Genomic DNA, 25811 nt, shown 5'->3' on the forward strand with positions numbered 1-25811 from the left:
TTTATCTGCATTTTATGTAAACTTAATTCAAAAAATAGTTGACATATATCCTTTCTTTTTTTACCATTTAAGTATTACAGAAAAGGGGGATTACGAAATGAGAATCGATTGGGTTGAATTAGCCGAAAACGTACTATTTGGACATAAAATAACTTATGAGGAAGCTGCTGCAATTTTGGACTGTCCTGATGAAGAATTGCTGCTTCTTCTGCATGGTGCTTACAAGATTCGAAAAGCATTTTACGGGAATAAAGTGAAGTTAAATATGATCATGAATGTAAAATCAGGATATTGTCCTGAAAACTGTTCCTACTGTTCCCAATCTTCCGTATCAACGGCTCCGATCAACAAATACCCGCTGCTTTCAAAAGAAGCCATTTTAGAGGGGGCCAAACGGGCACAAGAGTTGAAAGCTGGAACTTTCTGCATCGTTGCAAGCGGAAGAGGGCCTACAAACCATGAGGTAGAAAAAATATGCGAATCTGTACGCGAAATAAAAGATACATACAACTTGACGGTTTGCGCATGTTTAGGAATTTTAAAAGACGAACAGGCGGAACGATTGAAGGAAGCTGGTGTCAATCGATACAATCATAACTTGAACACATCAGAAAGATATCATGAACATATAGTCACTAGTCATACATATGAAGATCGCGTAAACACAGTTGACAAAGTCAAACGTGCAGGGATTTCTCCTTGCTCCGGTGTGATTATCGGGATGGGTGAATCGAAACAAGATGTTATTGAAATGGCTGCTGCTTTAAAGAAGATCGACGCAGATTCTATTCCGGTTAATTTTCTTCATCCTATTGAAGGAACTCCGTTGCAAGGAGAAAATAATCTTAATCCTCGATATTGTTTAAAGGTGCTTGCCTTATTCCGCTACATGCTGCCGACAAAAGAAATACGCATTTCCGGAGGAAGGGAAGTAAACTTGCGCTCGCTACAGCCTTTTGGGTTATATGCGGCTAATTCTATTTTTATCGGAGACTATTTAACAACTGAAGGACAGGAAATGTCAAAAGATCACGAAATGTTAAAAGATTTAGGCTTTGAGATTGACTTAAATCCGCTTCCAGAAACCGTTCAATAAGGAAACGGTGTCTTGGCATAATGGATCGTTGTTTTTTAATCAGTGGAGAATAAATATGGTCCATTCTATAAAACAATAAAAAATCTTTTTCCAGCTGCAGCTGAAGAAAGAGCATTTTTTCTCTTTAAAACCGCTCCATAAAAAGGCGGTTTTTTTATTTTCGAAAATTTATCAAAACGTTATAATGAAACAAGCAAATTTTTTAGGAAGGTGGAAATATGAGTTCTTTTTATCATTATTTGATGACGTTCAGACATCCTAAACCGAAGGACAAAATCAGCAAGTTTGCAAACGATGCTTATCTTGACCACAGCTTTCCGAAAAATTCAACTGATTATGATGAACTCAGCAATTACTTGGAATTAAATGGATCATATTTGGAAAACATGTCTGTTTTTGATGAAGCTTGGGAAAAATATGTTCAATTGATTGAACAAAAACATTGACTGAGCCTTCAAAATAGTCCGCCCAACTCAAACAAGTTGATGATGCATATAATGTGATAATCGAAAGAGTGATGGCATTAAAGGGGGTGCCTTCATACTGAAAAGAAAAAAACCGAAGTTCAATATTGGCGATCAAGTCGTTATTACTTTGTACGGTACTTTGGGGACGATTACAAACATCCATACGATGGACGAAGAGTTTTTATATGAAATCAATTACAGTGAAATTTTATATTTTGAACATTCATTACAGTTTTTATCAGAATATGATGGGACTGTGTTTGAGTCAGAAACGGTTGAAGTGGAACTGATGTTTGGAATTGGCGATCTTGTTTATGTGAAAGGCTATGGTGATGAAATTTTCAAAATTGTCGGGTACCGGACGGAATTGTGGAGGTATAAAGACGATGCGTGGGAGGAAGTGATTTATGAATTAGTGCGGGTGCGCGACGGGGAATGGATGGAATCATCTGCGGATGAATTAAAGCTGGCCGTTTCGAAAAAAGAAGCAGATCAACATTTGCAAAATATTCATATTATCCAACATATTGCTGGGATGGGCGCACAGAAAAATGCTTCTGCTCCGATGAACAGCCAAAAAAACGAAAAGAAAACAAAGCCTATGCAGCAGGAAATCATTGATTCCCTCCTTGATCTGTATAATGATTACAAAGGTCTTTACGATTTATTTGGGGATAAAAAATATAAGGAAATGATGGACGTTGTCATTCAATATTTGAAAAAAATGAGCCGCTTACCATGATCTTTTTTTGAAAAATTTTCTAATGAAAAAACTGCAATGGATGACAAGTAATAGAAATAGAGGAATGGAAGATTACCAGGTCTTCCAATCTTTTTATTCAAAAAATTTTTTAAACTGAAACCAATGCAGAGTTTTTTCGTAAAAACAAGTAATACAAGAAGGAGGGAAAAGGTGTATGTTGAGAAAATTCATCAAATCGTTTTTAGGCCATCGCCCTTACCATTATTCCAGCAGCAGCCACTACCACAAAAAGCATTATCCTAAGTCAAAATACAAACATGATCCAACTTCTTACGGCCATCATTATTATAAAAGAAAACATCGCTCTGGGTTTGGATTCTTTTCCGGTTCGTATAGCAGCTGATGATGGAAGTTTGGAAAAAGTTTTGGAAGCCGTTTCCGCTTTGGGGTGAGCGGCTGCATAAACCAGGATCTGTTATCGAACGATACGTAGTCCAAAAATTTTTAGGAGTAGGGAGCTACGGAATCACGTATCTTGCAGAAGATTTGTCCACACATCAAAAAGTCGTTTTGAAGCAGCTCCGAAAGCGAAGAAAAACAACGGGTGAACGGCCTTTTCAAAAAGAAAGGGAAATATTGCAAAAATTAAGTCATCCTGCCGTTCCAGCTTTATATGCTGAAATCAATGATGGTAGCCATCAATATCTTGTCATGGAATACAAAGAAGGGCTAACATTTGAGCAATTAATCTTTCAATTTGGAAAAAAATATTCCGAAAAAGATGCTTTTCATTATTTAACAAAAATTCTCGAAGTTGTCCAGTATATACATGATCAAAACGTTGTCCACCGTGATTTAAGAATACCGAACATTCTTCTTTACAACGACAGTATTTCCATCATTGATTTTGGCTTGTCCCGTTTGATTACAGATGAAGAAGAGGAGAGTTTTCATAAATGGGAGCCGGAAAAGCAAAGGATGCGTAAAATTAGCTTTCAGACGGATTTTTATGCGCTGGGGCATTTCGTATTGTTTTTGCTTTATTCATCATTTGATCAAAAGGGAAAAAAAGAAAAAAGTTGGGAAGAGGAGCTAGATATTTCCGTAGAATCAAAGAATATTATAAAAAAGCTGTTTGGAATGGATGGTTCATACAGATCAGCAGAGGAGATTCTAGAGGATATTCAGAAAAATTCCGAAATAGGGGGAGAATAAATGTCTCTATTTAATAAAATTTTCGCGGGCATTGGGATTGGAGCGGCAAAAGTAGATACGAAGCTTACCTCCTCAACGTTCTATCCCGGCGAAGAGGTGAAAGGCATTGTTGTCATTAATGGAGGAAACGTTGAACAAAAAATTGACGAAATTTACTTGTCCGTTCTTACGCATTATATAAAAGAAGTAGATGAGCGTAGAGAGAAGAGGCAAGCAGAAATCGCTAAAATACAAATCAATAAACCTTTCGTCATACTGCCGAATGAAACGAAAGAAATTCCGTTTTCATTTCAGCTTCCGCTTGATACTCCAATTACTATCGGAGCATCCAAAGTATGGATTCATACCGGATTGGATATTAAAGGAGCGATCGATCCGAAAGATACGGACTATATCGACGTTGTTCCCGGCGGCTTAATGAAGGAAGTATTAAACAGTATAAACCGAATCGGATTTAAGCTCCTTCAAGTTGAAAATGAAGCAGCGCCATATCGTTTAAGAAAAAGGCTACCGTTCATTCAAGAGTTTGAATTTTATCCGACTTCCGGTCCATTTAGAGGCCGTTTAAAGGAGCTTGAAATTGTTTTCTATTCGATAGGCGAACACGATATTGAAATGATTATGGAAATTGATCGAAGAGCAAGAGGACTTTCCGGGTTTCTCGCCGAAGCGCTAGATTTGGATGAAAGCTACGTTCGAGTTCGTGTAAGCAGGCAGGACGTGCCGAATCTTGATAGCAAGCTTATCAATATCATTCGCCAATATAGCTGATAAACAAGGAGAGCCTAGTTTTTTTGTATGAAAATTTTTCAATCATGTCCAATTTAAAAGGCTGTTGTCATAAAATCCGACGGGGAATAGAATCAGTCGGTTATGGCGTAAGTAGGTGTATAACAAAGCTCTCATATTAGCGACAACGGAGAAGACTATTCCGTTTAGAAAAGCTGTCAAAGTAGCTGTGCAGTCAAATTACGCGGCATTTTTAACTAGCTAAATTTATTGTGGCCGCGATAAAATCGGACCAACCCAAAATGGGAGGAAGAGGGCGCATTAAGGCTGCGAAAATGGAAGGGGTGTTGGGCAGCACATATCGTCACCCCTCTGCTTTTGCTGCTCAGAAATAGAAGCCAGCTATCAAAAATTTATGGCGATGAAGAACTTAAAAATCAAAGCTCTCTATGTATATAAAGACGGAAGGAAATGTATCCAGTTCACACACTCTCTTGAAAAGATGAATGAACGGATTTATCAATGCGCGGCAACAGTAAACTTCTTAACTTGAATAAGAAAATACCAGCAGCACGCAAAGGAAATTCTCCTCCACCTTATTAAAAGGCGGCCATCACTACTATTTAACATCAAAAAGAAGCATCATTCTTTTATTGCTTTGCTCGGTTAATTTTACTATTGTTCATGAACCCATAAATAGTTAAGAAAACAAAAAATATACATAAGACTGTAAAAGTGATGCTATAACCTATATTATGTTCGCTGTATTTGTCATAAGCAAACATCCCCAACACGATCGAATTGATCAACAAATTTAATAGTATGAATGGATGTATTTTTTTATCCACTGTTTTCCACCACCTCCCCAACTATCATTCTATCATAGGTTTCAGCAAAAATTGTTTCGAATATCAGCGATAAAAAGAATAAGACGTTTTAAACGATTTGCGTTTTTCCTATTTTTTACTATACTAAGAAATACAACGAAACGAAGGGAGGAAAAAGCGATTACCTTTCCCACTTTCGCTAAAAAGTGGCATATCTTCGCTGCCTTAGATGAATAAAACATATATATTTTTCATCCTGCTTTTTTATTTGATAACGAGTTCCTTTGCGATTAAAAATGAGACAGTTCGCCATGTTGACGATACAATTGTTCAATCAATCGAAGGGGTTCGAAATGATCCATTTACTTCCATTATGTTCTTTTTTACAGAAATTGGTTCATATCATATTCTTCTCCCTGTCACTATTTTCATAAGTATTTATTATATATTTCGAAAAAAATGGATCACGTTCATTATTCTTTACATAAATTTATACGGAGTTCGTTGGATGAATGAAATGATAAAAGAAATGGTGAAAAGAGAGCGCCCTGATTTTGATCGACTGACCGATATTTCCGGCTACAGTTTTCCAAGCGGTCATACGATGAATTCAACAGCTGTCTACGGTTTGATCGCTTATTTAATCAGCACCCGCATAAAAAAAGGAAAGCGGGTCGTTTTTGCTGTTTCCAGTATTTTATGTCTGTTGATTGGATTAAGCAGAATTTATTTGGGAGTTCACTATTTAACAGATGTTTTGGCGGGATTTGCGGTTGGATTGTGCTGGCTTATGTTTATCTTGACAATATCAGAAAAGGTTCGACAAAAGTAGTTGACATTCGCAGCAGGAATTCCCTCCATTGACAGCAAATAAGTTTGGAAAATTGTATTTGGAGGGGACAAGGTTGGCACTGAATCTTCTTAAATTGTCTAATCCATCGACCGATTATGATGTGACGATCTTTCAAACACCAAACATCGGGGAGAAAAAAGGGTATCGGCCCGTATACCGCTTAACTGTCCGTGCAAAAAATCATCAGGAAGTGCTCAAAAAAATTTTTCGGAAATTTAATATTTCGGAAGCGATCCCTCCGGATTATAACGGACGTTATATTTGGACAGGAGACATTGTTTTTATTGATGAAGGAAAAAATGGAACAAAGTATTATAAATTAGTGACCGGTGGGTGGGAAAAAATTCACCGCATTCACGTCCGGTGATTGGAGGATGCAAAATATGCTGCACGGATTCTCATGAAAAATCTGCTATGTTATGATAATATTACTTCAATTATTTTTAAATGAAGGGGCTTGATAACATGAGCATTCATATTGGTGCGAAAAAAGACGAGATTGCTGACAAAATATTGCTTCCCGGTGATCCCCTTCGGGCCAAATATATTGCGGAAACTTTTTTAGAAAATGCTGTATGCTACAACAAAGTTCGAGGAATGTACGGTTTTACCGGAACTTACAAAGGAAAGCGCATCTCTGTCCAAGGAACAGGAATGGGGGTTCCATCGATTTCGATTTACATTCATGAACTCATGCAAGAGTACGATGTGCAAACGCTTATTCGCGTTGGCTCCTGCGGTTCCATTCAAAAAGACGTCCACATCAGAGACTGCATTTTAGCTATGAGCGCATCAACGAATTCCCAAATGAACCGCATAACGTTTGGCTCTGTTGATTATGCGCCTACCGCTAATTTTGATTTGTTGAAAAAAGCTTATGATGCTGCAGTATCAAAAGGAATCGACGTCAAAGTCGGAAGCGTGTTCACGACGGATTTATTCTATAATGATCAAGCGGAGCACGAAAAATGGGCTGAATACGGAATTTTGGCACTTGAAATGGAAACGGCTGCTCTTTATACACTTGCTGCGAAATTCGGCAGAAGAGCATTATCTGTTTTAACGGTCAGCGACCATGTCCTGACTGGGGAAGAAACATCTGCTGCCGAAAGGGAATCGACCTTTAACGAAATGGTTGAAATCGCTCTTGAAGCTGCTATACAGGAATAAAACGGCATGTGCGGCGTCATGCCGCTTTTTATTTTTTAAAACATGTTCACAAAAATTGAAGGAAACGGCTTAGCTCCATTTATTACATTCACTCTCTTGTTTTAGTTTTTGAAAGATCGTCATCTGCTCCTTTCTTTTATTGAACGTTATGATAAGTTATAATGTAAGAACCGTTTTTCTTCTGTTTGGACAAGTGTTAAAATAGGAGTGAGAGATTATACAAGGTGGGAATTTTTATGCATAAAATCATCGCAGTCACGATTCTTGCAGCTTTGATGCTTGCCGGATGCTCAATGCCATTTGATAAGCTTCCCTTTTTTCATGGAAGCGACTATGTTGAAGAGAATGAACCGCAAGCAAAAACAGTAGAAAACAAAGAACTCGTCCAAACAACGGAAAAAACCGTCCAAACAGAACAAATTGATCCGGAATTTTTGCTTGAGGAGCAATATTTTAATGTCGTACAAACGGTTAACGGTCAACCCGTTATTCAAAATCCTGACAATATTTTAGTTCTTGTCAATAAAGATTTTTTCCTTCCTGTCGACTATAAACCAAATGATTTGACAGTGCCAAATATACAGTTTTCATTCGGGGACGCGGATGTTCCGAAGCGTTATTTGCGCAAGGAAGCAGCTGCGGCACTTGAACAGCTTTTTGCAGCTGCGAAAAAAGACGGCGTGATTCTTTTCGGAGCCTCAGGCTTTCGTTCGTACGATCGGCAGGTTGAGCTGTTTGAAGCAGAAAAAAAACAAAAAGGGGAGCAAAAAGCAGTTCAAGCAGTAGCAAAACCTGGTCAAAGTGAGCATCAGACAGGGTTATCTATTGATGTGACGAGTGAAAGTGTAGATTTTCAAATTACTGAAAAATTTGGGGAAACGAAGGAAGGAAAATGGCTTCAACAAAACGCCCATAAATTTGGCTATATTATCCGCTATCCGAAAGGGAAAGAAGCGATCACAAAATATAAGTATGAGCCTTGGCATATTCGCTACGTTGGAAAGAAAGCTGCAAAAGTCATATATGAAAATAATTTAACACTTGAAGAATATTTCCAAAAAGTAAAGAAAATTTAACCGAAGCTCTCCCGCTGAAGCGGGATTGATTTTTTCATAAACAAGAGATGAAGGATGAAAGAGCGTTGATTTAACGTTTTGACTTGCCATTTCTTTGCCGACAGAAACACATAGATCGTTTGACGATATTGTAATTGTCGGACATAATGAAATGGATGGATTAAAGGGGGAGTTGTGTTGTATATTAAAAAACGAAATTTTTTCATCGCAATTGTACTGACGGTCATAATAACTTGCGGTTTTACGCTCACATTACTCAACTTTACGTCAGCATCTGAAAAAGAAAATGATAGTTTTGAGAAGCTTTATTCAGCATATGATACGTTAAAGCAAGAATATTATAAAAAAATAGATGATGAAAAATTGGTAGAAGGTGCTGTCAAAGGGATGGTAGAATCTCTCGACGACCCGTATACGTCATATATGGATTTGAAAGAATCAGAAGGATTTGAAGAAAATATATCTTCAAGCTTTGAAGGAATCGGTGCAGAAGTAACAGAGACGAACGGCTATATCATGATCGTCTCACCGATAAAAGGCTCGCCTGCCGAGAAAGCAGGGTTGAAGCCGAGAGATAAAATTTTAAAAGTTGACAATAAAAGTGTTGAAGGAATGTCTGTGAATGAAGCGGTATCTCTTATTCGTGGCGAAAAAGGAACGAAAGTAAGCCTTGAAATTGAACGGGATGGCGTCGGCACGCTGACCTTTACGATTACAAGAGATACGATTCCGATTGAAACAGTTTATAGTGAAGTAGTAGAAAATAAAATTGGAAAAATACAAATCACAAAATTTTCCGAGAACACTGGAAAAGAATTGGCAGATGCATTGACGGAGCTGAAGGAGAAAAAAGTAAAAGGAATTGTCCTCGATTTAAGACAAAATCCTGGGGGATTGATGGACCAAGCCATAACGATGTCAAATATGTTTGTTGATAAAGGCAAAAAGATTTTGCAAGTTGAAGCAAAAGACGGATCAAAGGATATTTATAAAGCGGAAAATCAACCAATCGTTGATGTTCCGGTCGTAGTCATCACAGATAATGGAACAGCCAGCGCAGCCGAAATTATGGCCGCGGCTTTGAACGAATCGGAGGGAATTCCGATTGTAGGAGAAAAAACGTTCGGAAAAGGAACCGTTCAAAGCGCTAAAACGTTTGAAGACGGTTCGTCGATGAAATATACGATTGCCAAATGGCTGACACCTTCAGGCAAATGGATTCACGAAAAAGGAATAGAACCTCAATATAAAGTGACTTTGCCTGAATATGCTCATTTACCATATTTAAATCCGGAAAAAACGTTGCAGGAAGGCGACGTTTCAACAGAAGTGAAAACAGCTGAGAAAATGCTTCAAGCTTTAGGCTATAAAACAGATGTGGACGGATATTTTGATAAAGCATTAAAAAATACTGTTGTTGCTTTCCAAAGAGACCATCAATTAAAACAAACGGGCAAAATCTCACAAGATACGACAATCAAACTGATGGATTTAGTAAGAGAAAAAATTGAAAAAAATGATACCCAAATGAAAAAAGCAATTGAAGTATTGAAATCGAAGATGGAATAAAATTGACAGCAGCGGCTTGGTCTTCCGGCCGCCTTCTTTATTTTCAGATTTGTTCAAGCATATTGTTGACATTGAAAGGACTTTATTTAAGGAAAGTCCTGTTGCAAAAGCTTTACTTAACTGATTTTTTCTATACGATAAAGCAAGAGGGAATGATTGCTAATACAACTAAGGCATCCAAATATATGTAAAGTGATCGCAAATAAAAAAGGGCAAGTGACAAATATTTTGCTTTTAAATTCTTGCCTACCTTCTCCACTTTTCATTTCATTTTAAAAAATTTAATAATCATAGACCTCCCTATCGTTCTGCCATTTTCATTTCATTTTTGTTGAGCTTTCATATAATGCGGCGAACGTTCGCTTCGATATTTTTGAATTGGTGTTAAGAAAAGGGATTAAAGTAAAATGCGGAATCGGATTTGTCTGCATTTCATCTTCAGTTTAAGGAATATGTTGAAGATCCCTTTTGGCAGTGCGGAGTTTATCCATACGAAAATTGGATGAGTGGAGGCTGGTTAACAAAACCGGCCTCATTTTACTCAGATGGGAAAAGATCAATTTCCGTATAATGATGATCTTTTAATTTCACGAATTTAATTTCAAGAATTCCGTCAGAAAAAACGGCTTTTGTCCCTTTTCTTTTCACAGGTGCAGGAAATACAAATTTTTTTTGTTGATTTTTTTCCGGATAATTCATAAGATGCAAATGGTGTTGGTTATGTTGGATTTTTATCATTTTTTTTAAATCATCATTCATCGGAAGTTTAATATAGATAAATTCATCTGTCTCATAAAATTCAGGTGAAGGAGGAGCTTCTTTATGATTCATAATAGGAAAAGGACTGGTGAATGGGAATTGCTCCGTATAGTGTGAACCAAACGCTTGCTTCATTACTTCCTGAATATATTGTTCAACATGTCCGGCATTCATGTTTTTCCAAAGATTCATTGCTCACACATCCCTCTTCGACCCTAATTGTTACATTGTAATATATGACTGCTGCGGAAAGATCGTTCAAAACAATTTCTTGGAAAAAGCGATCGAAACAGAATATAATGTGTGATATGGGAAGGAAGATGATCTAGCATGAGATCAGGAATCATGTATATTAGTCTATCTTATATTTTATGGGGGATATTCCCTATTTATTGGAAAGTATTAGACCATGTGTCATCTGAGGAAATTTTGGCTCATCGAATCATATGGTCTTTTGTTTTTGTGTTGCTGTTGCTTTTGTTCCAAAAACGATTTGCTGATTTTTTATATGAGTGCACAAAAATCGTTAAATCACCCAAGATTTTGTTAACGTTGGCTCTTTCATCCTTCTTAATCAGCGCCAATTGGTTTGTTTATATTTGGGCGGTGAATCATGACCGTGTACTTGAGACAAGTCTTGGTTATTACATAAATCCATTGGTGAGCGTACTATTAGGAATGATCTTTTTGCATGAAAAATTAAACAAAGGGCAGCAGACCGCGTTTTTGTTTGCGGCTTTCGGAGTGCTCATATCAACTGTCCATTATGGCCATGTCCCGTGGACATCGCTTATTCTTGCGAGTACATTCGGGTTTTATGGACTGGCTAAAAAAGTGATAAAATTAGATTCTGCTTTTGGTCTGGCGCTTGAAACGTTTGTTGTGTTTCCAATTGGAATCATTTATGTGCTATACTTAGAATCGTTAGGAAGCAGTGTTTTTTTTGAATGGGATGCATCGACCAACTTTCTTCTAATGGGAACAGGCGTCATCACGGCGATCCCTTTATTGCTGTTTGCGAAAGGTACGCCTAAAATTCCGATGTGTTTTCTCGGAGTCTTGCAATATATTGCGCCAACGATCACTTTTTTTCTCGGCGTTTTTCTTTACCACGAGCCGTTTACTGTTGTAGAATTGATCACCTTTGTTTGCATTTGGACAGGCATCATCATTTTTACAATGAGTGAACCTTCTTTCAAAACGATATGGAAGACTAGACTCTCAAAGTAACCTCATGCAAGCAGGTTCCTCGAGGTGAATAAATGTGAATGATAACGAACTTCTTCATGCATACAGAAAACTTTGGTCAAACCGAACTCTTTCAGTAGGGTCAGATGAGAAAAAAACGTTGGAAGAGGCGATTAAAAAAGAACTCCTCGATGAAATGACTCACCCTAGAGTAAGAAAAAGTCCAGATAAAAAATTACTAGATGCGCTGAAACGCATTATAGCAGCCGACATTTCACCGGAAGAGAAGCTTGAATTAATCAGCAAGCATATGGAGATGTATGAGAAAATCTTAACAAAATAAAGAAGGTGGAAGCTTTGAAACCGATTGATCCGATAAGGGTTCAAAAAATCATTGATTCTTTTTTACATAAAGAGGTGTATATTCATCTTGAAACGACAACCGGTGCTTATACTTCACACCACAATCAAAACAGCATGACTATTGTCGCGTTTGTCCGAAATGCAAAAATTACATTTTCACAAGGTAAAATAAAAGGAACAGGACCATACCGTGTCGGATTAAAAACAGAGGAAGGCTGGGTGTATGCTGAAGGTCTTACCGATTATACCGTTGATGAACAAAATCGCCTTCTCATGGCCGGCCACGATCGAGATGGAAAGCTTGCCATTGCATTACAAATTAGTGAAACTCCATTTTCTTAAAAAGGAGAGAGGAATAAATGGAAGAGAGGTTATTAGTGATCCTGCCTCATCCCGACGATGAATCGTTCGGAGCAGCAGGACTGATCGCTTTAAAACGGAAAGCAAACGTACCTGTCACGTATGCTTGCTGCACTTTAGGCGAAATGGGCCGCAGCATGGGAAAGCCTTTAATCGCCAATAGGGAGACATTAAAAGATATTCGAAAAAAAGAATTGGAGCAGGTCGCAAAAATTTTAAATATAAACGATTTACGAATGCTCGGCTATCGGGATAAAACATTGGAATTTGAAGATGAAGAAAAATTGGCAGACCACTTTGAACAGATCATCCGGGAAGTCAAACCGACCCTTCTTGTCACGTTTTATCCTGGTTATGCTGTTCATCCAGATCACAACGCTTGTGGCGAGGCGGTTATTCGTGCGGTGAAACGCTTGAAAAGGGAGGAGCGTCCAACCGTTTATTGCATAGCTTTTTCAAACGATCGATTTGAACATATAGGCGAGCCGGATGTAGAAATCGATATATCTGAAGTTGCAGATATAAAAATACAGGCATTGAAGGCTCATCGATCGCAAACTTATTCCATCGTAGAAAAAATAGAAGAAGGAGGAAAAGACCTCCCTCAATTTCAACAATTTTTTCATAAAGAAACGTTCTGGATTTACCCATTTGATGATGAAAAATAAACGATCGAATAGGTTGCTTTGAAAATATTTACAATACAGGTCTATCATCCTCTTTTTTGAAAAAATGATGAATTTTATCTTATAATATAGTAAAATATGAAGAAAGTTGTCGATATAATAAGTAAGAAATTTTATTGTACGATAAACGAACATAGGATGTCTCATATGAGGAGGAAAGGCTGTATGAAGAAAAAAGTGTTGGGATTAACGACATCCGCGGTTCTTGGATCTTCGGTTTTCGCAGGAGTCGCTTCCGCTGAAACGATTCGAGTAGAAGCCGGGGATACTCTTTGGGGAATCTCGCAAAGATATAATACTACTGTTGTAAAGTTAAAAGAAGCAAATAGACTTACAAGCGATACAATATACATAGGTCAGGTTTTAAATATTCCTTCAGAAGCATCGTCTTCTCCGAAAGCGAAAGTAACTACTAATAATCAAACAGAGGCGGCTCCTAAACAAACTGGTTCGACATACACAGTGAAAAAAGGTGATACGTTATGGGGCATTGCCAAAAACAACGGAACGTCTGTCAGCGAATTAAAAAGGCTGAACGGATTAACCAGCGATTTAATTTATCCTGGCCAAGTGTTAAAACTATCTGGATCCAGCCAAGCTGTATCTAGCGAAAAGGTTAGCGCCAAAGAACAGGTGCAGGCGCCCAAACAAACCTCACAAACTTCAAATAAAGCAAGTTCACAAAATACATATACCGTCCAAAAAGGCGACTCTCTATGGAAAATTGCTGTGAAATTTAAATTAACCGTCAATCAATTAAAAGCTGCGAATAACCTTTCATCTGACGTTATTTACCCCGGCCAAGTATTGAAGCTGTCAGGCTCTTCAGCTGATAGTGCACGTCAAGTGAATTCCGGTACAAAAACGAATTCTGATTCATCTACTCAAAACGGCAAAGTTTTAGTAATGATTCGAGAAGCCAAAAAATTAGTTGGAGTTCCGTACAGATGGGGCGGAAATACGCCATCTGGTTTTGACTGCAGCGGATTTGTTTACTATGTATTAAACAAAGTGACATCCGTTTCTCGGTTAAGTACAGCCGGTTATTGGAACATGATGAAACCAGTAAGTTCACCAGATGTCGGAGACTTTGTATATTTTTCAACATATAAAGAAGGTCCTTCCCACATGGGAATCTATCTTGGAAATGGGGATTTCATTCATGCCGGATCAAGTGGCGTGCAAATATCGAATTTAAACCAAAAATATTGGAACGATCGATATTTAGGAGCCAGATCTTATTTTTAAAATTATATTTTGCGAGAATGAGAAACATGAAGCAATCAGCCGTTTGTTGGCTGATTGCTTTTTTAATCGGAAGAATGATAGAATCGTCTAATTTGCCGATACATCCATCTTACTGGAGATTTTGTATATGTATGAAATTTAGGGTTGTTAAAAATGTTTCGACATTATTGACAAGAAATACAATTGTATATAAAAATTTATATTTTGCAACGAATTCAGCAAATGATATGGAATAATTTTTAGAAAATAAGGCATACTCTGTTGATCTGAAGGAGGTGCTATAGGTATTGATTAGGAGCACGGTCATACAGGATATTACAGATATTGTAAATCTGTTCGGTGGGACGGACTCTACCATGTAAATATATTCAATTAATATCTACTAACATGAGGTGAAGAAGCTATTGGAAGTTAGTGAAATTTAAAGAAAACGTGAGAATTTTGAAGAAAATTAAAGTTTATAGAGGGAGGGTGAAATGATCCCAACACCATTTTATTATTATGCTTTTAGGCTGAGAAGTGATATCCAAGCTGTAAGGAATGCTTTACTTCCCCCTAAAACATCGGTCTGCTTGAGGGTCAAATCAATCGCTTACAAATAATAAAACGAGTGACTTGCGGACGAACTGGATTATTTTTGTTAGAGAAACAGGTACTTTATCGATTGTGATAACTATTGCGAAATAACAAATATAAACTTGTTTTCAACCCTTACTCGTTTTCATAAAAAATTTCGTAAGAACCATATTTAAAATCATTTCTAAACAAAAGATCGAAGTCATCACGAGAAACCATGTCTTCTATCTACAACAATCATCTGGTAGACCGATTGATCATCCCTTGAAAGCAATGGTTGGATTTTAAAAAATTCTATACGAAAAAATCTTGTCTCAATCGAGGTGTAAATAGATATTGTTTTTGCACAAAAATTGTTTTATAATCATTATGGAATTAAATAAATAGCATCCTCATTCACCCGATGAGGTAGAGGTTGCGGCTTTTATGAGTACTGCGAACGAGATGCAGAGAACATTGAAGACTTCGCTGGAAAGGGAAAGCCGCCGAAGTTCGCACATTTCTCTGGATGTGCGGACTGGGGTTGCCACCGAACAGGGGCAGCACTGTCACGGTTTGCCTGGAGAAAAGCAGCCGTGGAGCGCTATCTTCACGGAAGGGTTGATACGGGTAATGTTTGTATTGCCGCCGAATCACCTTCGGCGGCTTTTTTGGTGCGCCCAGCATGGGTGTAATCTCTAGGGTGAAAGTCCCGAGCTGCAAAGGCAGAAGAGCAGTTAGCTTAACGCAAGGGGATGGTGCGGCTATTTTGCCTTGGCAGATACGCCAAGTAAGTTCAAAGAATTTGGCGAATGGATCAGACGAAGACTTCGAATGTGTTTATGGAAAGAGTGGAAAACGCCGAAAACAAAAATTCGGAAACTCAGAGGATTAAGTGTTCCAACGCATAAGCCATTCGAGTGGGGTAATACGCAAGAAATACTGTCGGATTGCCTGCAGTCCCATTCTACACAAAACCCTCGACAACTCCTACTGGAGTCGACAAGGGTTAAGAAGTCTATTCGAAAGATATCAATTTCTGCGTCATCTTAATTGAACCGCCGTATACTGAACGGTACGTACGGTGGTGTGAGAGGTCGGGGGTTAGTCACCCACTCCTACTCGATTATCACCCGGCTCCTTTCCATGACAAAGAAAAAAGGAGCGATGAAAACAATGGAAAGCGTTATTAAAAAGAAGGAAACAGCTACGACCGCCCATTCTTCGCCTAACCAGCTTCGACGCAAGCTAAAAACAAGGCATTTAACGATGATTTCTCTTGGTGGGACGATTGGCACTGGATTGTTTTTAGCCAGCGGTGGAGCAATTCATACTGCTGGGCCGGGCGGAGCGCTGGTAGCGTATATTGCAATTGGTATAATGGTGTATTTTTTGATGACCAGTCTTGCAGAAATGGCAGCTTATATGCCAGTTACTGGAACGTTTAGTACGTATGCAACTAAGTTTGTCGATCCTGCGCTCGGATTTGCTCTAGGATGGAATTACTGGTACAACTGGGCCATTACGATTGCCGCAGAGCTCTCTGCTGTGACTATAATTATGAAATTTTGGTTTCCTGATAGTCCTTCACTTTTATGGAGCGCTTTATGCTTAGTAATTATGTTTCTGCTTAATTATTTATCCGTTAAAGGATTTGGCGAAGCAGAATATTGGTTTTCGCTCATTAAAGTAGTAACAGTCATTATTTTTCTTATTGTCAGCTTTTTAATAATTGTAGGTATTATGGGTGGTGAAGCGGTTGGATTTAAAAACTTCACCATCGGCGACGCTCCATTCCATGGTGGTTTCATGGCGACTCTCGGCATTTTTATGGCGGCGGGTTTTTCTTTCCAAGGAACAGAGCTGCTTGGAGTTGCAGCAGGTGAAAGCGAGGATCCGAAACGTAACATTCCTCGCGCCATTCGGCAAGTATTTTGGCGCATTTTGCTATTTTATATATTGGCTATTTTAGCAATCGGACTTCTTATTCCATATACGAATGAAAATCTAGCGAATAGCGATGTTACGGTCAGCCCGTTTACTCTCGTTTTTGACAAAGCTGGCATTGCGTTCGCAGCATCCGTTATGAATGCTGTCATTTTAACAGCGGTTTTATCAGCTGGAAACTCTGGTATGTATGCGTCTACTCGGATGCTTTGGGGGCTAGCAAAAGAGGGGAAAGCGCCAAAATTTCTGGCTAAGTTGAATCGCCGGGGAGTCCCTGTTAATGCATTACTGGTTACTGCTTCATTAGGAACACTTGCTTTCTTGGCTTCGTTTTTTGGGGATGGGATCGTCTATGTATGGTTATTAAATGCTTCTGGTATGTCGGGGTTCATTGCATGGCTTGGCATTGCAATCAGTCACTATCGTTTCCGCAAAGCGTATGTTGCGCAAGGGAGAGATCTCCGTGATCTTCCTTACAAAGCAAAATGGTTTCCATTCGGACCGCTGTTCGCTCTGGTACTTTGCGCGGTCGTCATTTTGGGACAGAACTACAGGGCCTTCATGGGAGAATCAATCGACTGGTACGGTATTCTCGTTTCTTACATTGGATTGCCATTGTTTTTAGCAGTTTGGTTTGGCTATAAAATCGTGAAAAAGACAAAGGTCGTTCCTCTCGATGAATGTGAATTAGACTAAAAAGCCGCTTGAAAAGACGCATTAGTATCCAAAATCTGCACGTTCGGTGTTCAACGGATTTTGTATGCCATCACAACGACGAAAACGCTCGTATGGTGCAGGACAAGTGTAAACGAATGATGGTCCAATCAGAAAAGCCGCTCTTTCTTGATACGGAGCGGCATTCATCAGTTAAAGGGAAAGCTTCATCTTTTTTCCATCAAATGATTTGCTCTTTTTATTCCGATAATTAAGATTGTCTGTTCAGAGCTCCCAACATCCAGAGATGGGGGAATGGCGGAAAGGCGTCTTTCATTTGGTAAGATAGAAAACGATTGGATTGAATCCATTCCTCCCAATATATGTAACTTGACATGTTAACATCTGCATGGATATGTAGCTTGGACCGTTTTTCGACGGTCTGAAAATAGGTGTCTTTCTTAATGTTGCCAAAATGTTAAATGATACATTTGAATTACAAGATCTATATATATAAAATTTTAACTAAGCTACTGGTATGCGAAAGTTGGGTTCAATATAAATAAATTTCTATATAATTTATTGATTTATAGGGGCTGTCTAATAAGTCGATTTTTGGGCTTATAGACGCCCCTTTAACTTTTTTTAAAACGTTGATATATTCATGCTTATGATTTGATGGATTTTGACTTTCTGGACAATCCCAGTAGTACAAACCACGTCTATGGTTTGTGCTGTCTGTAAAAATTATAATATTTTAAATTCAAAAGAATCTTAAAAATTAATGTGTTAAAAAAGGATATGATATAGTTATGTAGTGAAACAATATAAAAAAGAACGTGATGATTAGAAAGGAAATTTTTATGATGTCTTTAGAGCTTCATTTGCCAAAAGAAATAATAAATGTAATTGAATCTCGCAAAAAGCGGGTGCATTCTGATCAAGATCAAAGATTAATTGGACAAGGCGGTTTTTTGTCTGACGATCCAGTCATTTTGTATGATGCGCTGGTGGCATTGGCCCTTGGAAAAAATGTTTTGTTAAAAGGACCGACCGGTGCTGGGAAAACGAAACTTGCTGAAACGCTGTCATCATTTTTTTCTCAGCCGATGCACAGCATTAACTGTTCAGTTGATCTTGATGCCGAAGCATTGCTTGGATATAAAACGATTGTCAATTCCAGCAATCAAACAGCCATTGAGTTTGTCGAAGGACCTGTTATTCAGGCGATGAAAAAAGGGCATTTTTTATATATAGATGAAATCAATATGGCGAAACCTGAGACATTGCCAATTTTAAATGGGGTGCTAGATTACCGGAGGCGGATCACGAATCCATTTACACAAGAGGTTGTGGCGGCGAAAGAGGGATTTGGTGTCATCGCAGCTATTAACGAAGGGTATGTAGGGACGGTTCCGTTAAACGAAGCGTTGAAAAACCGATTCGTCGTGATTGATGTTCCATATGTACAAAATGAAAAGTTAAAACAAGTGCTCACTGAGCAGTCTTCTTTAAAAGATGAAAAGCTGATAGAAAAGTTTCTCACATTATCCAGCGACATTATTACACAAGTAAAAATTGGGAAGGTTTCGGAAGAAGCAGCTTCCATCCGGGCTTTGATCGATGCCTGCGATTTGTCGGTTTATTTGCCCCCTTTAAGAGCGATTGAACGGGCCATTGCAGCAAAATTGGATGATGAGCTGGAAAAAAGAGCGATCATGAACATTGCAGAAACCGTTTTTGAGTGAGGGAAATCCGATGCATTATATAAAATTTAATGATGAAATCATAGATTCAATGTTAATGATGGAGCTGTCCGATTTAGCGCAAACATTGACAAAACGAAGAGATATCGATATCGCTTTTGCCGTTCAGTCTTACTTTCATCCAACAGAACAAAAAATTTATATCAGCCATTTTTGGAACGATCGTGCGGAAGAAGACAAGCTTGCAGGATTTAAATCAGACATTTATTTGCGCGCAATTGGCAGCTATTATTATACGGATTTTCATCAAATTGCTGCATTTCATGATCTCGTTCGGACATTACATCATCAAAAATTTGCAAAACAGCTGTTGATGCTGCTTGAAGATGTCCGGATTGAAGAACTGGTTAAACGCGATCGTCCCGGGACAAAGCGCTATTTCCGCAAGCGACTGAATATTTATAAAAAATATTACCATGATCAGCTGAAAGCAAGTCTTGATCGGGGATTTGCAACCGATGCGCTCTTTGCGGCCCTGTATGAAATGGCTACGGCCACATCACCTGTTTTGAATGTACCAGAAATAAGCGTCCAAATAGATGAATTGCTGCCTTTCGTGAAGGAACAAGTGATGAACGTATACGATGCAAATAGCACGAAAGAAGTTTCCGATATTGTCATGAAGACGATGAGGCTGTTGGATGAAGTGTTGAAAAAAGATTTGATCCATACTTATTTCATTTTGCCTGATTTATCGGAAAAAGATCTCCATACCTTGACTTTTGACGACATGAAACGAAAAGACCGGCTTCAAAATCAGGATGCACTGGATAATGTAAAAAAGGGCGATGAAGATCTTCATGATGAAAAAATGGCCATATGGCATCGTGAAACATCCACACCGACGAAAAGCTTTTTGCAATTTGATTTAGAACAAGGAACGCAAACGAATTTAATAGATGAACATGCAAGGCAAACTGAGACGGGAGATCAGGCGCTTGTGATTGTGGAAGGTTCAGCTAGACAGACTCAAAACAATTATTATGACGAAGTAAATGCTGATGAAAAGCTGCAAAAAGAAGCAGAGCAAGAAATACAACAACAACTCGGGAAGGAAAACAAGCATGCAAAAGCATATTTCCTGACGGCAAACATGCCAAAGGAAGCAGAAAAATCTGCGTATGAAAAGGAATTGCAGCAATTGATCGTGTACAAAAAACGTTTGCAGCGAATCATTCAAAAAACGCTTGAACATAAAAAGACATATCCAAAACAAGATGAACATTTCGGCAGATTGAATAAAAAGCTGTTGCGTCTATGGACGGATGAAAACCCGAAGCTTTTTTTCAAAAAAAGGAATCCTGCGAATGATCTTGACGGGGTGTTTACACTGCTCGTCGACTGCTCTGCATCCATGCACGACAAAATGGAAGAAACAAAACGAGGCATCATTTTGTTTCATGAAACGTTAAAGTCCGTTCGGGTTCCACATCAAATTGTCGGTTTTTGGGAAGACTCGGCAAACAGTACAGAAAACAACCAGCCGAACTATTTCAAAAAAGTAATCAACTTCGAAACTTCACTTAGCTCCAGCTCAGGACCAGAAATCATGCAGCTTTTGCCTGAAGAAGATAACCGCGACGGTTTTGCGATCCGGCATATGACAAACGAACTGCTTGCAAGAAAAGAGAAGCAAAAATTTCTTCTTGTTTTTTCAGACGGTGAGCCTGCTGCCTACGGATATGATCAAAACGGAATTGTCGATACACATGAAGCCGTAATGAATGCTCGAAAGCACGGTATAGAGGTGCTGAACATATTTTTATCCGCCGGAGCAGTTGAAGAAAGCAAAAGAAAGGTAATGAAAACGATTTATGGAAAACACAGCATCATGGTGCAAAATATCACAGAACTCCCGGACGTCTTGTTCCCGCTTTTGAAAAAATTGCTGCAAAAAACAATCGAATAAACCGCCAAAACATGGCAGAATACAACATGTATTCAAAAAATCAAGAAAATTATTATATAAAGATGCTAATTTTTAAGTAAATACTATTGGTCAATCTGATGAATAGTGTTAAAATAGCGGTGGAAGCGGTTATTTAAAAAAATATAGCTTGCTTCTTGTGGGATGGTGATGAGAATTTAAAAAAATTTTTTGTGGGGAAACAAAGCAGAAGAATTCTAATGATTAGTGATCATTGGGGGTTTTTAAGAAAATGGAAGAAACTTCGTCAAATTTAAAAATCGCATGGCGTGATTTTCACGGACCTAATTTAGGGTATGTCATGGACTTATATGAACAATATTTAGAAGATCCGAATTCTGTTGATGAAGAATTAAGAAACATGTTTGATGCTTGGGGGGCTCCTGAGGCTCTAACTGAACAATCTTATGTAAACTCCTCATCCACTGTAAGCAGAAATTTGTCTTATACGTTTGAAAAGCTGCAAAAAGTAGCAGCTGCTGTAAGGTTTGCAGAGGATATTCGGACATTTGGACATTTGGATGCTTCTATTTATCCTATGGGGATAAAACATAACGAAGAAGATGTTTTGAATGAATCAAGATACGGTCTGACGAAAGAGGACTTAATTGAAATACCGGCCAAATTGTTGAGTCCGTATACTCCTGATCATGTACACAACGGGTACGAAGCGATCCAATATTTAAAAGATGTTTATTCAAAATCGATTGCATTTGAATTTCAGCATGTCCACAATTTTGAAGAGCATGAATGGCTCAACGAAATGGTGGAATCTGGGAAAATTTTCAAAACACTTTCAAAAGAGAAACGCATTTCTCTTTTGAAGCGATTAACAGAAGTTGAAGGATTTGAATCTTTTCTCCATAAAACATTTGTCGGCCAAAAGAGATTCTCCATTGAAGGTGTTGATATGCTCGTTCCGATGCTTGATGAGCTGATTTCTGAAGCTGTGAAAAGCGGAACGACAAATATAAACATCGGAATGGCGCATCGGGGCCGACTAAGCGTGTTGGCTCATGTGTTAGGAAAGCCATTTGAGCTTATTTTCTCTGAGTTCCAGCATGCACCGAACAAAGAATTGGTTCCGTCTGAAGGTTCAATCGGAATCAACTACGGCTGGACCGGAGATGTGAAATATCATTTAGGTGCGGACAGAAAAATTAAAGATCATAATGTTGTTCGTGCACGGCTCACGCTAGCGAACAACCCTAGCCATCTAGAGTTTGTGGATCCGATTGTGGAAGGGTATACACGTGCAGCCCAAGATAATCGTAATGTGCGCGGATATCCTGAACAAGATATTCACAAATCCATGGCTGTGCTGATTCACGGCGATGCAGCATTCCCTGGCGAGGGAGTCGTGGCAGAGACTCTTAACCTTAGTCAGTTAAACGGTTACAAAACCGGAGGAACAATCCACATTATCGCCAATAATATGATCGGATTTACGACGGAAAGCCATGATTCTCGATCAACAAAATATGCCAGCGACCTAGCCAAGGGCTTCGAAATTCCGATCGTTCATGTGAATGCGGATGATCCAGAAGCATGTTTGGCAGCTGTTTATATTGCCATTTTGTATCGCAATAAATTCCATAAAGATTTCTTAATTGATTTAATCGGATACCGCCGTTACGGGCATAACGAAATGGATGAGCCGATGGCGACAAATCCGTTGCTTTATGAAAAAATTAAGAAACATGAAACAATTTGCAAATTATATGCTAAACAGCTTGAAAGCGATGGAATTATTTCCTTAGAAGACGCAAGAAAGTTTGAACAAGAAGTGCAGGATCGGCTGAAAAAAGCATACGATAAAGTTCCAAAAAACGAACACCAAGAAGAGGAAATTCATATTCCAGAAACGGTCAGCCATGGTCTGCCCAAAATCGACACGACTGTGCCGGTGGATGTCCTTGACAAAATTAACAAGGAATTAATTACGTTCCCAGAAGGATTCACCGTTTTTAATAAATTGCAAAAAATTCTAGAACGCAGGGCAAAAGTATATGAAGAAGAAAGAAAAGTAGATTGGTCGCTTGCAGAAGCGTTCGCTTTTGCGACAATCTTGAGAGATGGAACTCCGCTTAGAATTACTGGACAAGATTCGGAACGCGGGACTTTTGCTCATAGACATTTAGTCTTGCACGATGTGAAAACAGGCAAAACCTTCTCGCCGCTGCATCGTTTGTCGGATGTTCAAGCATCGTTTGCGATTCATAACAGCCCGTTGTCTGAAGTTTCTGTATTGGGATTTGAATACGGATATAACGTATTTTCTCCGGAAACGCTTGTCATTTGGGAAGCACAATTCGGTGATTTTGCAAACGTTGCACAAGTCATATTCGATCAATTTATTTCAGCCGGCAGGGCAAAATGGGGACAAAAATCTGGACTCGTCATGTTGCTGCCGCATGGATATGAAGGCCAGGGACCGGAACATTCCAGCGGGCGTTTGGAACGGTACTTGACCCTTGCTGCAGAAAACAATTGGACGGTGGCAAATGTAACGACTGCTGCTCAATATTTTCATTTGCTAAGAAGACAAGCAGCGATTTTAACAAAAGAAGAAGTGCGTCCGCTCATCATTATGACACCAAAAAGCTTGCTGCGTAATCCAAATACGGTTTCCGACGTTACAGAGCTGACTGAAGGTCAATTTCAACCGGTTATTGAACAGCCTGGTTTAGGTCAAAATAAAGAAAAAGTAAAACGTTTAATTTTGTGCACTGGCAAAATATCGATAGAATTGGCGAATGGTCTGCAAAAATTAGATCAAAAAGATTTTCTTCATATTGTACGGGTGGAGGAAATTTATCCGTTCCCTGAAGAAGAAATTAAAGAGATTATAGAAAGATACCCTAACTTGCAGGAAATCGTCTGGGTGCAAGAAGAGCCGAAGAATATGGGATCGTGGATTTTCACATATCCGCAATTAAAATCTATTGTGGGTGATAAGCTCGCTGTTAAATATATTGGACGTCCAAGACGGTCAAGCCCTGCAGAAGGAGACCCGACAATTCACAAAAAAGAGCAGAGCCGAATCATAACAGAAGCGCTTACATGGAATGAATGAGGAGGAAATTTAAAAAATGGCTGAAATTAAAGTTCCAGAACTAGCAGAATCCATTTTAGAAGGTACAATTTCTCAATGGTTGAAAAAACCTGGCGATAAAATTGAAAAAGGCGAATACATTCTTGAGCTGGAAACCGATAAGGTCAATGTTGAAATTACTGCTGAACATGCTGGTGTTTTAAAAGAAGTATTTAAAAATGAGGGCGATGTTGTCGAAGTTGGCGAAGTCATCGGAATCATCGATGAAGGCGCAAGTGAAGCTCCACAGGCAAGCAGCCCTCAGCCAGAACAAAAAGTAGAAGCCGCTCCAGAGCAAAATCTAGAGGAGCAAACAGTTCAAGTGGAATCGGAAGAACAGTCTGCAGGCAAACCGCGCCCAATCGCAACACCTGCAGCAAGAAAGCTTGCACGTGAAAAAGGAATCGACTTATCGGCCGTGCCGACGGCTGATCCGCTCGGTCGTGTTCGCAAACAAGATATTGCATATTATGAAGCGCCAAAAGCGGAAGAAAAAGCCCCTAATAAACCAAAACCAGAACCGCAAGAAACACAAAAGGCAACGGTTGCAGATCAGAAGCCTGTGGAACGGATCAGAATGTCCCGCAGAAGACAAACCATTGCCAAACGTCTAAAAGAAGTTCAAAATACAGCAGCTATGCTGACAACCTTTAATGAAGTGGATATGACAGCAGTTATGAACATCCGCAAACGGAGAAAAGATCAATTTTTTGAGGAGCATGATGTTCGTTTAGGCTTTATGTCCTTCTTTACAAAAGCAGTTGTCGCAGCCTTGAAAAAATTCCCTCTACTGAATGCGGAAATTCAAGGCGATGAAATTGTGTTGAAAAAATATTATGATATTGGAGTAGCTGTTTCTACAGATGAAGGTTTGGTTGTTCCTGTTGTAAGAGATGCAGATCGTTTAACATTTGCTCAAATCGAGCAAGAAATTGCCGATCTTGCAGCAAAAGCGAGAGCAAATAAACTTGCGCTTTCGGATCTGCAAGGAGGAACATTTACGATAACTAACGGCGGTATTTTCGGATCTTTATTGTCAACACCGATTTTAAATGGACCTCAAGTCGGTATTTTAGGGATGCATAAAATCCAGCTTCGCCCAGTTGCGATTGACGAAGAGCGCATTGAAAACCGTCCGATGATGTATATTGCTTTATCATATGACCACCGTATTATTGACGGAAAAGAAGCTGTCAGCTTCTTGGCAACTGTCAAAAAGCTGTTGGAGGATCCAGAGCAGCTGCTGCTGGAAGGGTAAATCACTAATGAAGGAAGAACGCATTCCGCGTTCTTCTTTTCATATGAAAACGAGCGATTGAAGGAGTGGAAAACATGAATCATCTATCATGGAAAAACAAAAAAGCGAATAAAAAAGTTGTATGTTTACATACAAATGCAAAAAAGTATATGGTAAATAATGTATTGACACCTGGACAAACTTATGATGTCTTGAACGAAACGGAAGAGTATTATTTTATTATCGACAATTCCGGAAAAGTAGGCGGGTTTTACAAAGAATATTTTGAAGAAGCAAAATAGCTAATCATCCCTTTATTTTT

At 38.8% G+C, this 25811-nt stretch carries 23 protein-coding genes, 1 pseudogene and 1 riboswitch; of the genes and pseudogenes, 23 read left to right on the forward strand and 1 reads right to left on the reverse strand.

Annotated features, from left to right (window positions below; all coding sequences use genetic code 11):
• Positions 1 to 97: 97 nt before the first annotated feature.
• The 11 genes from bioB to NSQ84_RS07945 all read left to right on the forward strand — a co-directional run bounded on the left by bioB (position 98) and on the right by NSQ84_RS07945 (position 9705).
• Positions 98 to 1096 (forward strand): biotin synthase BioB, encoded by a 999-nt coding sequence (gene bioB / locus NSQ84_RS07895; protein ID WP_117016921.1) that lies wholly within the window; start codon positions 98 to 100, stop codon positions 1094 to 1096.
• A gap of 218 nt (positions 1097 to 1314) precedes the next feature.
• Positions 1315 to 1542, forward strand: coding sequence for a YozE family protein (locus NSQ84_RS07900; RefSeq protein ID WP_063389688.1), 228 nt, complete (start codon positions 1315 to 1317; stop codon positions 1540 to 1542).
• A 148-nt stretch (positions 1543 to 1690) separates the two neighbouring features.
• Entirely contained in the window at positions 1691 to 2305 is a 615-nt protein-coding gene (locus NSQ84_RS07905; protein WP_235600520.1) for a hypothetical protein, read from the forward strand.
• Positions 2306 to 2480: 175 nt separating this feature from the next.
• Positions 2481 to 2669 carry a hypothetical protein gene (locus NSQ84_RS07910; RefSeq protein WP_063389690.1) on the forward strand — a complete coding sequence of 63 codons (189 nt, stop codon included), beginning with the start codon at positions 2481 to 2483 and terminating at the stop codon, positions 2667 to 2669.
• A gap of 2 nt (positions 2670 to 2671) precedes the next feature.
• A complete protein-coding gene (locus NSQ84_RS07915; protein WP_063389691.1) occupies positions 2672 to 3481 on the forward strand; it encodes a protein kinase in 810 nt (269 codons plus the stop codon).
• Complete coding sequence (locus tag NSQ84_RS07920; protein WP_327855927.1) at positions 3482 to 4252, forward strand: sporulation protein; 771 nt, start codon at positions 3482 to 3484, stop codon at positions 4250 to 4252.
• Between the two features lie 1293 nt (positions 4253 to 5545).
• Positions 5546 to 5869, forward strand: coding sequence for a phosphatase PAP2 family protein (locus tag NSQ84_RS07925; protein ID WP_158640156.1), 324 nt, complete (start codon positions 5546 to 5548; stop codon positions 5867 to 5869).
• A 73-nt stretch (positions 5870 to 5942) separates the two neighbouring features.
• On the forward strand, positions 5943 to 6257 hold the full coding sequence (locus tag NSQ84_RS07930) for a YodL domain-containing protein (protein WP_066250298.1): 315 nt from the start codon (positions 5943 to 5945) through the stop codon (positions 6255 to 6257).
• A gap of 98 nt (positions 6258 to 6355) precedes the next feature.
• Complete coding sequence (deoD, locus tag NSQ84_RS07935) at positions 6356 to 7060, forward strand: purine-nucleoside phosphorylase (RefSeq protein WP_066250301.1); 705 nt, start codon at positions 6356 to 6358, stop codon at positions 7058 to 7060.
• A 236-nt stretch (positions 7061 to 7296) separates the two neighbouring features.
• On the forward strand, positions 7297 to 8136 hold the full coding sequence (locus tag NSQ84_RS07940; protein ID WP_130157584.1) for a M15 family metallopeptidase: 840 nt from the start codon (positions 7297 to 7299) through the stop codon (positions 8134 to 8136).
• Positions 8137 to 8361: 225 nt separating this feature from the next.
• Positions 8362 to 9705: a S41 family peptidase gene (locus NSQ84_RS07945; RefSeq protein WP_232515754.1), complete on the forward strand. Its 1344-nt coding sequence runs from the start codon at positions 8362 to 8364 to the stop codon at positions 9703 to 9705.
• A gap of 537 nt (positions 9706 to 10242) precedes the next feature.
• Here the strand turns inward: NSQ84_RS07945 and NSQ84_RS07950 are convergent.
• On the reverse strand, positions 10243 to 10656 hold the full coding sequence (locus NSQ84_RS07950) for an Hsp20/alpha crystallin family protein (RefSeq protein WP_063389698.1): 414 nt from the start codon (positions 10654 to 10656) through the stop codon (positions 10243 to 10245).
• A gap of 138 nt (positions 10657 to 10794) precedes the next feature.
• Between NSQ84_RS07950 and rarD the strand changes: the two genes are divergently transcribed.
• The 12 genes and pseudogenes from rarD to NSQ84_RS08010 all read left to right on the forward strand — a co-directional run bounded on the left by rarD (position 10795) and on the right by NSQ84_RS08010 (position 25791).
• The gene (gene rarD, locus NSQ84_RS07955; protein WP_339212576.1) at positions 10795 to 11694 is read left to right on the forward strand and encodes an EamA family transporter RarD; all 900 of its coding nucleotides are present in this window, start codon (positions 10795 to 10797) and stop codon (positions 11692 to 11694) included.
• A 34-nt stretch (positions 11695 to 11728) separates the two neighbouring features.
• On the forward strand, positions 11729 to 11995 hold the full coding sequence (locus tag NSQ84_RS07960; protein WP_063389700.1) for a hypothetical protein: 267 nt from the start codon (positions 11729 to 11731) through the stop codon (positions 11993 to 11995).
• Between the two features lie 14 nt (positions 11996 to 12009).
• On the forward strand, positions 12010 to 12357 hold the full coding sequence (locus NSQ84_RS07965) for a YojF family protein (protein ID WP_063389701.1): 348 nt from the start codon (positions 12010 to 12012) through the stop codon (positions 12355 to 12357).
• A gap of 17 nt (positions 12358 to 12374) precedes the next feature.
• Positions 12375 to 13043, forward strand: coding sequence for a bacillithiol biosynthesis deacetylase BshB2 (gene bshB2 / locus NSQ84_RS07970; RefSeq protein WP_063389702.1), 669 nt, complete (start codon positions 12375 to 12377; stop codon positions 13041 to 13043).
• A gap of 183 nt (positions 13044 to 13226) precedes the next feature.
• Positions 13227 to 14309, forward strand: coding sequence for a LysM peptidoglycan-binding domain-containing protein (locus NSQ84_RS07975; RefSeq protein WP_311067245.1), 1083 nt, complete (start codon positions 13227 to 13229; stop codon positions 14307 to 14309).
• Between the two features lie 977 nt (positions 14310 to 15286).
• Positions 15287 to 15479: riboswitch (Lysine riboswitch) on the forward strand.
• Between the two features lie 138 nt (positions 15480 to 15617).
• Positions 15618 to 15921 (forward strand): annotated as a pseudogene (locus NSQ84_RS07980) (group II intron maturase-specific domain-containing protein); the annotation flags it as partial.
• A gap of 119 nt (positions 15922 to 16040) precedes the next feature.
• Complete coding sequence (locus tag NSQ84_RS07985; RefSeq protein WP_130157596.1) at positions 16041 to 17507, forward strand: amino acid permease; 1467 nt, start codon at positions 16041 to 16043, stop codon at positions 17505 to 17507.
• Between the two features lie 824 nt (positions 17508 to 18331).
• The gene (locus NSQ84_RS07990; RefSeq protein WP_066250323.1) at positions 18332 to 19213 is read left to right on the forward strand and encodes a MoxR family ATPase; all 882 of its coding nucleotides are present in this window, start codon (positions 18332 to 18334) and stop codon (positions 19211 to 19213) included.
• Positions 19214 to 19223: 10 nt separating this feature from the next.
• On the forward strand, positions 19224 to 21140 hold the full coding sequence (locus NSQ84_RS07995) for a hypothetical protein (RefSeq protein ID WP_339212577.1): 1917 nt from the start codon (positions 19224 to 19226) through the stop codon (positions 21138 to 21140).
• 250 nt (positions 21141 to 21390) lie between these two features.
• Positions 21391 to 24234 (forward strand): 2-oxoglutarate dehydrogenase E1 component, encoded by a 2844-nt coding sequence (sucA, locus tag NSQ84_RS08000; protein ID WP_063389707.1) that lies wholly within the window; start codon positions 21391 to 21393, stop codon positions 24232 to 24234.
• A 16-nt stretch (positions 24235 to 24250) separates the two neighbouring features.
• Complete coding sequence (gene odhB / locus NSQ84_RS08005) at positions 24251 to 25510, forward strand: 2-oxoglutarate dehydrogenase complex dihydrolipoyllysine-residue succinyltransferase (protein ID WP_130157576.1); 1260 nt, start codon at positions 24251 to 24253, stop codon at positions 25508 to 25510.
• 74 nt (positions 25511 to 25584) lie between these two features.
• Positions 25585 to 25791: a DUF6501 family protein gene (locus NSQ84_RS08010; RefSeq protein WP_063389709.1), complete on the forward strand. Its 207-nt coding sequence runs from the start codon at positions 25585 to 25587 to the stop codon at positions 25789 to 25791.
• The last annotated feature ends 20 nt before the right edge of the window (positions 25792 to 25811 follow it).

This window comes from Aeribacillus sp. FSL K6-3256 (assembly GCF_037965805.1).
In the GTDB taxonomy this organism is placed as follows: Bacteria; Bacillota; Bacilli; order Bacillales; family Aeribacillaceae; genus Aeribacillus; species Aeribacillus composti.

Bases quoted from the DNA above. Each gene is read 5' to 3' on its own strand.
- NSQ84_RS07940 (WP_130157584.1), top strand. From the start codon at position 7,297: ATGCATAAAATCATCGCAGTCACGATTCTTGCAGCTTTGATGCTTGCC.
- NSQ84_RS07975 (WP_311067245.1), top strand. From the start codon at position 13,227: ATGAAGAAAAAAGTGTTGGGATTAACGACATCCGCGGTTCTTGGATCT.
- sucA (WP_063389707.1), top strand. From the start codon at position 21,391: ATGGAAGAAACTTCGTCAAATTTAAAAATCGCATGGCGTGATTTTCAC.
- odhB (WP_130157576.1), top strand. From the start codon at position 24,251: ATGGCTGAAATTAAAGTTCCAGAACTAGCAGAATCCATTTTAGAAGGT.
- NSQ84_RS07900 (WP_063389688.1), top strand. From the start codon at position 1,315: ATGAGTTCTTTTTATCATTATTTGATGACGTTCAGACATCCTAAACCG.
- bshB2 (WP_063389702.1), top strand. From the start codon at position 12,375: ATGGAAGAGAGGTTATTAGTGATCCTGCCTCATCCCGACGATGAATCG.
- NSQ84_RS07995 (WP_339212577.1), top strand. From the start codon at position 19,224: ATGCATTATATAAAATTTAATGATGAAATCATAGATTCAATGTTAATG.
- rarD (WP_339212576.1), top strand. From the start codon at position 10,795: ATGAGATCAGGAATCATGTATATTAGTCTATCTTATATTTTATGGGGG.
- NSQ84_RS07985 (WP_130157596.1), top strand. From the start codon at position 16,041: ATGGAAAGCGTTATTAAAAAGAAGGAAACAGCTACGACCGCCCATTCT.
- NSQ84_RS08010 (WP_063389709.1), top strand. From the start codon at position 25,585: ATGAATCATCTATCATGGAAAAACAAAAAAGCGAATAAAAAAGTTGTA.
- NSQ84_RS07920 (WP_327855927.1), top strand. From the start codon at position 3,482: ATGTCTCTATTTAATAAAATTTTCGCGGGCATTGGGATTGGAGCGGCA.
- NSQ84_RS07925 (WP_158640156.1), top strand. From the start codon at position 5,546: ATGAATGAAATGATAAAAGAAATGGTGAAAAGAGAGCGCCCTGATTTT.
- NSQ84_RS07915 (WP_063389691.1), top strand. From the start codon at position 2,672: ATGGAAGTTTGGAAAAAGTTTTGGAAGCCGTTTCCGCTTTGGGGTGAG.
- NSQ84_RS07950 (WP_063389698.1), bottom strand. From the start codon at position 10,656: ATGAATCTTTGGAAAAACATGAATGCCGGACATGTTGAACAATATATT.
- bioB (WP_117016921.1), top strand. From the start codon at position 98: ATGAGAATCGATTGGGTTGAATTAGCCGAAAACGTACTATTTGGACAT.
- NSQ84_RS07910 (WP_063389690.1), top strand. From the start codon at position 2,481: ATGTTGAGAAAATTCATCAAATCGTTTTTAGGCCATCGCCCTTACCAT.
- NSQ84_RS07990 (WP_066250323.1), top strand. From the start codon at position 18,332: ATGTCTTTAGAGCTTCATTTGCCAAAAGAAATAATAAATGTAATTGAA.
- deoD (WP_066250301.1), top strand. From the start codon at position 6,356: ATGAGCATTCATATTGGTGCGAAAAAAGACGAGATTGCTGACAAAATA.